Source organism: Paenibacillus tepidiphilus (assembly GCF_008635795.1).
Taxonomy (GTDB): Bacteria; Bacillota; Bacilli; order Paenibacillales; family Paenibacillaceae; genus Paenibacillus_AQ; species Paenibacillus_AQ tepidiphilus.
Genome location: NZ_VWRQ01000025.1, coordinates 91,174 through 97,623 on the forward strand (window position 1 = coordinate 91,174; position 6,450 = coordinate 97,623).

Genomic DNA, 6,450 nt, shown 5'->3' on the forward strand with positions numbered 1-6,450 from the left:
AAAGGGTGGGAGAGTTTTGAGCAAGAGAGCATACAATTTTAATGCCGGACCGGCGGCGCTGCCGCTTCCAGTACTGGAACGTGCACAGGCGGAGTTTGTGGAGTTCCGGGAGAGCGGAATGTCCATTATGGAAATGTCGCACCGCGGAGCCATCTATGAATCCGTGCATAATGAAGCACAGGAGCGTCTGCTTGCCTTGCTTGGCAATCCGCAGGGCTACAAGGTTCTGTTGGTTCAGGGCGGAGCAACCACCCAGTTTGCGATGGTGCCGCTGAACTTCATTTCCGCCGGACAGGTAGGCAGCTATGTGATGACCGGAAGCTGGGCGGATAAAGCCTTCAAGGAAGCGAAGCTGGCAGGCGGAGCGCATGTGGCAGCCACTTCGGAGGACAAGAAATTCCTGGCCATTCCCGAACTCGGCAGCATCAAGCCTGCGGACAATGCCGCTTATCTGCACATCACCTCCAACGAGACGATTGAGGGTACGCAGTACGCGGAATTCCCGGATACAGGCGCACTTCCGCTGATCGCCGATATGTCCAGTGATATCCTGAGCCGCAGCTTCGACGTCAGCAAATTCGGACTGATCTATGCCGGAGCCCAGAAGAATCTCGGACCATCGGGCGTAACCGTGGTCATCGCCAAGGAAGAGCTGCTGGCCGAATCGCCGTCCACCATTCCGACGATTCTGCGGTACAGCACGCATTATAAGAACAACTCTCTCTACAATACGCCTCCATCCTTCTCTGTATATATGGTCAACGAAGTGTTAAAATGGGTAGAGGAGCAGGGCGGCCTGTCCGGTATTGAGACCAAGAACCGTGACAAAGCGGGTCTGCTCTATGACACGATCGATGCCAGCGGCGGCTTCTTCCGCGGTGTAGCGGAAACCGGCAGCCGGTCGATCATGAATGTTACGTTCCGCATGGAATCGGAAGAGCTGGAGAAGAAGTTCGTGAAAGCCTCCGAGCAGGAAGGCTTTGTCGGACTGAAGGGTCACCGCAGCGTCGGCGGCCTGCGCGCCTCCATTTATAACGCCGTTCCTCACGAGAGCGTTAAGGCATTGACCGATTTCATGAAGCATTTCCAGCAAACCCAGGGCTAATGCACGAAAGCTTCAGCACCTTCCGCCTGCAGGCGGAAGGTGTTCTTCATTCCCCGGGGGAATTCAAGAGCGGACAACGCCGCTGCACAGCCAAAGACATACACAGAAAGGAAAATACAACATGGCACTACACATTGTACTTGTGGAACCGGAAATTCCGGCGAATACCGGCAACATTTCCCGTACCTGTGCGGCGACCGGCACAACGCTGCATCTGGTGCGGCCGCTGGGCTTTCGTACGGATGATGCCACACTGAAGCGGGCGGGGCTGGATTACTGGCATGCCGTCAATATCGAATACCACGATTCCTTCGGCGAGGTGCTGGAGAAGTATGCGGGAAGCCGCTTTTTCTATGCGACCACCAAAGCGGAGAAGCGTTACAGCGACTACAGTTTCCGCGATGGCGACTTCTTTGTGTTCGGCAAGGAAACCAAAGGGCTGTCACCGGAAATTCTCGAGCAAGGCCGGGAGACGCTGATGCGCATGCCGATGAGCAATGCCGTAAGATCGCTGAATCTGTCGAACTCGGCGGCGATTGTTGTGTACGAAGCACTGCGTCAACTCGATTTCCCCCAACTATTCTAAAAGTAGACAAATTTTTTTATTTTTTTCAGCAGGATTCGACAACCACATCACGAAATGTATTGAATAGTGCTGAAAAAAGTAGTAACTACTAATTATTAGTTGAACAGGAGAGGTGTAAGTTAGAAATGAAACCTGCTGGCGTAGTTCGTAAAGTGGATCAGCTGGGTAGAATTGTTCTGCCTAAGTCCCTGCGCAAAAGATACCAGATGAATGAAGGCGATCCGGTCGAAATTCTGGTGCAAGGCGACCATATCATTCTGGAGCGCTATCGTCCGAAATGTGTGTTCTGCGGTTCGATGGAAGGTGTAAGTGAATACAAGGAACGTTATATTTGTGCCGATTGTCTGGGCGAAATGACCCAGCTGTCCAAGCATGCCTAATATGGGCAGACCGAGAACAGAGCTTTATACATAGCATCGGCAGGCACGCCGAAATAAACAATAAAGAGCACCGCACATTTGTGCGGTGCTTTTTTTGCGAAATCCTCTCCTGGTGGCTGAATCAGCATCAAGATGAATAGAGGGTTATTTGAAAAACAGGAAATTCGTCGGCACCTTCCGCAGCTGCCCGTCCGACGGGCGGTTGATGACCTTCCCTTTAAAAATCAGGGAGGAGGAGCCGCCGCCATCCAGATTATAGGCATCCATAACTCCCATGTTGTAGAGCTTGTTCTGGAGCTCCTGCAATGTAGCCCCGGAAGTACCGCTCTCGTTGTAGCCGTCCGCCACCAGAACCAGCAGCTGGTCGTCCTTATAGTTGCCGATGACGGTACGCGGCGCGCGCTTTGGACTATTCTGCCATTTGGCAGGAATGCTCACCTTCATGCCATTCTTCAGCAGCACGGGGACAAATGTGGCGCCGAACACCGGACCCAGCTGTTCGAGCTGGGCCCGGCTGCTGAATTTGCCGCCGATCAGCTGGCCGGAACGGTTCAGGCCGACAAAGCTGAGATCCTTGTAGCTGGCTTCAAAGCCGTTGACATAATTGCCGCTGATCACCGTTGTGGACAGCGGATAACGTTTGCCGTTCTGGTCCGCGAAGCCTCCGGCGTTAATGCCGGCAGTCGCGCCAAAGCGGTTCACGGCATGCAGCGTTGTCTCGGCGCCGGCTCCGCCTTGGGCAGAGCTTCCGGCCAGGCTCATCTTCATGGCCGTGGCATCCTTAAGTTTGATTTTAAGCGCATAAGCTTTATAATTGCCGGGATTCAGCCGGTATAATTCGATGGTAATCCGGTCGCTGTTCACCACATCGGCCGGTATGCCCAGCTTGGATGTAATGCGCCGGTTATAGATCCGCTCGGGCCGCGCAGCTTGGGCAACGGCTGTGGTTACAATGGCGTTCATTGTATTGGTAGTCTGCTTGTACAGCTGCGCGCTGGCGCTGATCGACTCCAGAGTGGCGGTGGCCGCGGAGCGGGCCGTGGCCAGCTTCTGCTGCAGCGCGGCTGTCTCCTCTACGGGACCGGACACAGCTGTATATGGCTCCAGGTCCAGCTTGAACTCCACCGGCGGATGGTATAGCCACAAGCACAGCAGCAAACCGAAGAGCGGAGCGGTCAGCAGCATGAAGAAGCGGTTTACTTTTTTAACAGGAGTCATCATTTCAGCAAATCCATTTCCTTCTTGAGACTATCAAGCTGCTTGCGGACCTCGCTTAGCTGTGTATAAAGCTTGTTGCTGTTGTCTGTCTTGTCGCTCTGGTTGTCCTTGGTAAACGTTAGCAGCTCGTTAAAGGTGTCCACGGTGCTCTGTAATTGCTGCACCTGCTCGGTAAGCGCGGTTATTTTGGTCTCGTAGTCGGTCTTGAGTACAGTAAGCTGCTGCTGGCTCTGTGCGCCAAGCTGGCTTAGCATCTGTTCTTTCAGATGGTTGGTATAGCTGTAGACGCCATAGACGCCGGCACCGATCAGCAGTATCCAGAACAACAGGAACCATTTGACGGAAGGTCCGTTTTTGACCGCGCTGCGACGCCGGCTGACCGGATTTGATTCCGCTAGGGGTTGCATTTTGTATCACCTCAGGCTGTTTTTGTTCAAGTCCCCATTCTATCAAACTTTTTTTGATTTCGCAAAAATGAAATAGCTTCCGCTAACAATAAAAAAGAATTGCATCCTATGAATCTACTGCGATACAATTTCTATAGATTGGAATATCTGAGGGGCGTATTCAAGGTAAATGAAGGAAGAATAGACAAGTGATCAACCATCCTTGCTTGCAGGAGCCGGGAACGCCGAGGCGCTTTCCATTCTGGGTACATATATATACACATAGCAGGAGGTTAGAGCGTTAATGATGAGAGTGTGGCGGGTGGTCATCATAGGATGTCATCCTACGAGTATGCTGGGGACAAAGCTGATTTTGGAGGAAGAGGGTGCGCTTGAGGTACTAGGAATGCATTCGGGATGGAATGAAGGTATGCACAGCATTGGCGAGTTTCAGCCGGATCTGGTGCTGGCCGATTATCAGATGCCGGAAGGCACGATTGAACGGCTGCTGCCGGAGATGAAGCTGAGCGCGCAGCGCACCCACTTCATTATTATGACGGAGGAAGAGGACAAGGAGTTGTTTCAGCCGCTGATTGAGCTGGGGGCAAGCGGGATCCTGTCGAAGGGCGCTTCGCCCCGCCAGCTGCTGCTGATGATTGAGGGCCTGCGTGAAGGTATGCTGTCGATGCCGCTGAGCTGGATTGAAAAAGGCTTCCGTCCGGCTACCTCGTCCAAAGGTGCAGAAGGTGTATTGCAGCTGACCCAGACGGAACGTTTCATTATGGAACGGATTGTGCAGGGAATCACATATGACAAAATCGCTCTGGAAATCCAGGTGAGCCGCCGTTCCATCGACAATTATCTGCGCAAAATCTATGTAAAGCTGGATGTGTCCACCAGGGCGCAGGCCATTGAGAAATTTGCGCTCTACTCCAGGCAGAACAAGCAGTTGTACGCCTGACCGGCGCTGCCGGCGACATATTGCCCCTCCCGGAGGAATATTCTGGGTACAGGGAAAGGAGGAGCCTATGAAATATGAGTTTTCTGCCCGTGCGCACACGCTGCTGTCATCGCCGCTGCTGAGCATCCGTACCCGGACGCGGCGCGGCAATCTGATCTCGCTGGCCGAGGAGCTGCCGGCGGAAGAGCTCTTCCCGCTGTCTTTGCTGGCCGAGGCTGCCTCCACCGTCATCTCCGAAGATGCCGGAGCGCTGCAGTACGGCGATCCTGAAGGGTATGGACCGCTGCGGGAATGGCTGACCGGAGATTGGCTGAAGGCTAAGGGGGTGCATGCTCCCGAAGGCGGAGTTCTGCTAACTACGGGAAGTCAACAAGCGATCGACTTGCTGACACGTGTATACATCGACCCGGGAGACCGTGTGCTGGTGGAGAATCCTACATCTCCGGGCATCCTGCAGGCGCTGCGGATGCAGGGGGCGGTGATTATCCCTGTCCAAGGAGACAAGAATGGTCTGCTGCCCGAAGAACTTCGCAGCGCCCTGCGCCAGCACCGGCCGAAGATGCTGTTCGCCACGCCGAGCTTCACGAATCCGAGCGGCATTCTCTGGAGTCTGGAGCGGCGCAAGGAAGTGCTGGAGCTATGTACGGCGAACCATGTGCTGATCGTGGAGGATGACTCCTACGGCGATCTGTATTTTCCGGCGCCCGGCGGCGGGCAGGCGGCCAAACTGCCGTCGCTGTATGCGCTGGAGAATGCCGGAGAGGGCGGGCATGTGCTCTATATCGGCTCCTTCAGCAAGACGGTGGCGCCGGCGCTGCGGACGGGCTGGGCGGCGGGCAGCCGCGAGCTGATCGGCATGATGGCGGCCGCCAAGCAGATGGCCGACTGGCAGTCCAGCTCGCTGAACCAGCGGCTGCTGCATCATCTGCTGGATTCCTCCGCCTTCGACCTGCGCGAGCATATAGCGCTTCTGAACCGCGAGTACCATACGCGGCTGAAGCTGACGGCAGAGCTGCTGAAGCGGCCCGCCTGGAAGCAGTGCGCCTACGAGCTTCCCGCCGGCGGCATGTTCGTGTGGGTGGAGCTGCCGGAAGGGCTGGACGCGACACTGCTGCTGCGGGCTTCGCTGCTGAAAGGCGTCGCCTTCCTGCCCGGTCCGCTGTGCTGCGTGACCGGGGGCAACCGGCGCATCCGGCTCAACTTCAGCCATCCCGGCCGCGACGAGCTGCTGCTCGGGATGAACCTGATGAGCGAAGCGATCGGCGAGTTCACCGCCCGGAGCTGAGAGGCAGCGGGGGAAGTTAGCTGTGCGGAGCTAAGGGAAGAGGGCGGTGCTCACCGCCAGGTAGCGGAGGGAGGAAGCGGCGAGTTGGCCACACGGAACTGAGTGAAGCGAAGCGGTGACAAGTTCACCGCATGGAGCTGAGTGAAGTGGCGGCGGGTGCGACGGCCGGGCCCGAGGGAAGAAGGCGGTGCCTAAGGGACACTTGGCGTTCTGAGTGGCAGGGGTGATATACTCGTGGCCGGCAGACTAAAGCTTAATTGTACTTTGTACAACTAAAGTTGATGATTTGGCTGCTGATGCGGCTTTAGTTGTAGTTGGTACATCTATTTCCGATGAATATGCCGAAATGGGGCAATCTGCCGGAAAATAGTTGCAGAAACTACAATTATCCTTAAATTTCTGCCTGCTGTACGGCAAATAATTGTACAAAGTTCGATGGCGTAAAATAAGTTGTGTACCAAGATTTGGGGCCTAGTCAGGCAACAAAAAAGTAGGGTATTCTCGGGATTGTTGAAGTCCACCAAGAAAG

Annotated in this window: 7 protein-coding genes; 5 read left to right on the top strand and 2 right to left on the bottom strand. The window is 55.1% G+C overall.

All coding sequences use genetic code 11. From position 1 onward, the window contains the following. Positions 1 to 16: 16 nt before the first annotated feature. From serC to F1379_RS25260, 3 genes are all read left to right on the top strand, one after another. Positions 17 to 1,105, top strand: coding sequence for a 3-phosphoserine/phosphohydroxythreonine transaminase (gene serC / locus F1379_RS25250; protein WP_150275235.1), 1,089 nt, complete (start codon positions 17 to 19; stop codon positions 1,103 to 1,105). A gap of 121 nt (positions 1,106 to 1,226) precedes the next feature. After that, positions 1,227 to 1,691 (top strand): tRNA (uridine(34)/cytosine(34)/5-carboxymethylaminomethyluridine(34)-2'-O)-methyltransferase TrmL, encoded by a 465-nt coding sequence (gene trmL / locus F1379_RS25255; RefSeq protein WP_150275236.1) that lies wholly within the window; start codon positions 1,227 to 1,229, stop codon positions 1,689 to 1,691. A gap of 125 nt (positions 1,692 to 1,816) precedes the next feature. Next, complete coding sequence (locus F1379_RS25260; RefSeq protein WP_150275237.1) at positions 1,817 to 2,071, top strand: AbrB/MazE/SpoVT family DNA-binding domain-containing protein; 255 nt, start codon at positions 1,817 to 1,819, stop codon at positions 2,069 to 2,071. A 144-nt stretch (positions 2,072 to 2,215) separates the two neighbouring features. Here the strand turns inward: F1379_RS25260 and F1379_RS25265 are convergent, their stop codons facing one another. After that, positions 2,216 to 3,292 (bottom strand): phosphodiester glycosidase family protein, encoded by a 1,077-nt coding sequence (locus F1379_RS25265; protein WP_150275238.1) that lies wholly within the window; start codon positions 3,290 to 3,292, stop codon positions 2,216 to 2,218. Continuing rightward, entirely contained in the window at positions 3,289 to 3,696 is a 408-nt protein-coding gene (locus F1379_RS25270) for a hypothetical protein (protein WP_150275239.1), read from the bottom strand. The genes F1379_RS25265 and F1379_RS25270 overlap by 4 nt, the downstream gene beginning before the upstream one ends. Positions 3,697 to 3,979: 283 nt before the next feature. Between F1379_RS25270 and F1379_RS25275 the strand changes: the two genes are divergently transcribed. Both F1379_RS25275 and F1379_RS25280 read left to right on the top strand, forming a co-directional pair. Further along, complete coding sequence (locus F1379_RS25275; RefSeq protein ID WP_150275240.1) at positions 3,980 to 4,636, top strand: response regulator transcription factor; 657 nt, start codon at positions 3,980 to 3,982, stop codon at positions 4,634 to 4,636. Between the two features lie 67 nt (positions 4,637 to 4,703). Beyond that, positions 4,704 to 5,921: an aminotransferase-like domain-containing protein gene (locus F1379_RS25280; RefSeq protein WP_150275241.1), complete on the top strand. Its 1,218-nt coding sequence runs from the start codon at positions 4,704 to 4,706 to the stop codon at positions 5,919 to 5,921. The last annotated feature ends 529 nt before the right edge of the window (positions 5,922 to 6,450 follow it).

Coding starts and splice junctions, on each gene's coding strand:
- trmL (WP_150275236.1), top strand. CDS start 1,227: ATGGCACTACACATTGTACTTGTGGAACCGGAAATTCCGGCGAATACC.
- F1379_RS25270 (WP_150275239.1), bottom strand. CDS start 3,696: ATGCAACCCCTAGCGGAATCAAATCCGGTCAGCCGGCGTCGCAGCGCG.
- F1379_RS25265 (WP_150275238.1), bottom strand. CDS start 3,292: ATGATGACTCCTGTTAAAAAAGTAAACCGCTTCTTCATGCTGCTGACC.
- F1379_RS25260 (WP_150275237.1), top strand. CDS start 1,817: ATGAAACCTGCTGGCGTAGTTCGTAAAGTGGATCAGCTGGGTAGAATT.
- F1379_RS25275 (WP_150275240.1), top strand. CDS start 3,980: ATGATGAGAGTGTGGCGGGTGGTCATCATAGGATGTCATCCTACGAGT.
- F1379_RS25280 (WP_150275241.1), top strand. CDS start 4,704: ATGAAATATGAGTTTTCTGCCCGTGCGCACACGCTGCTGTCATCGCCG.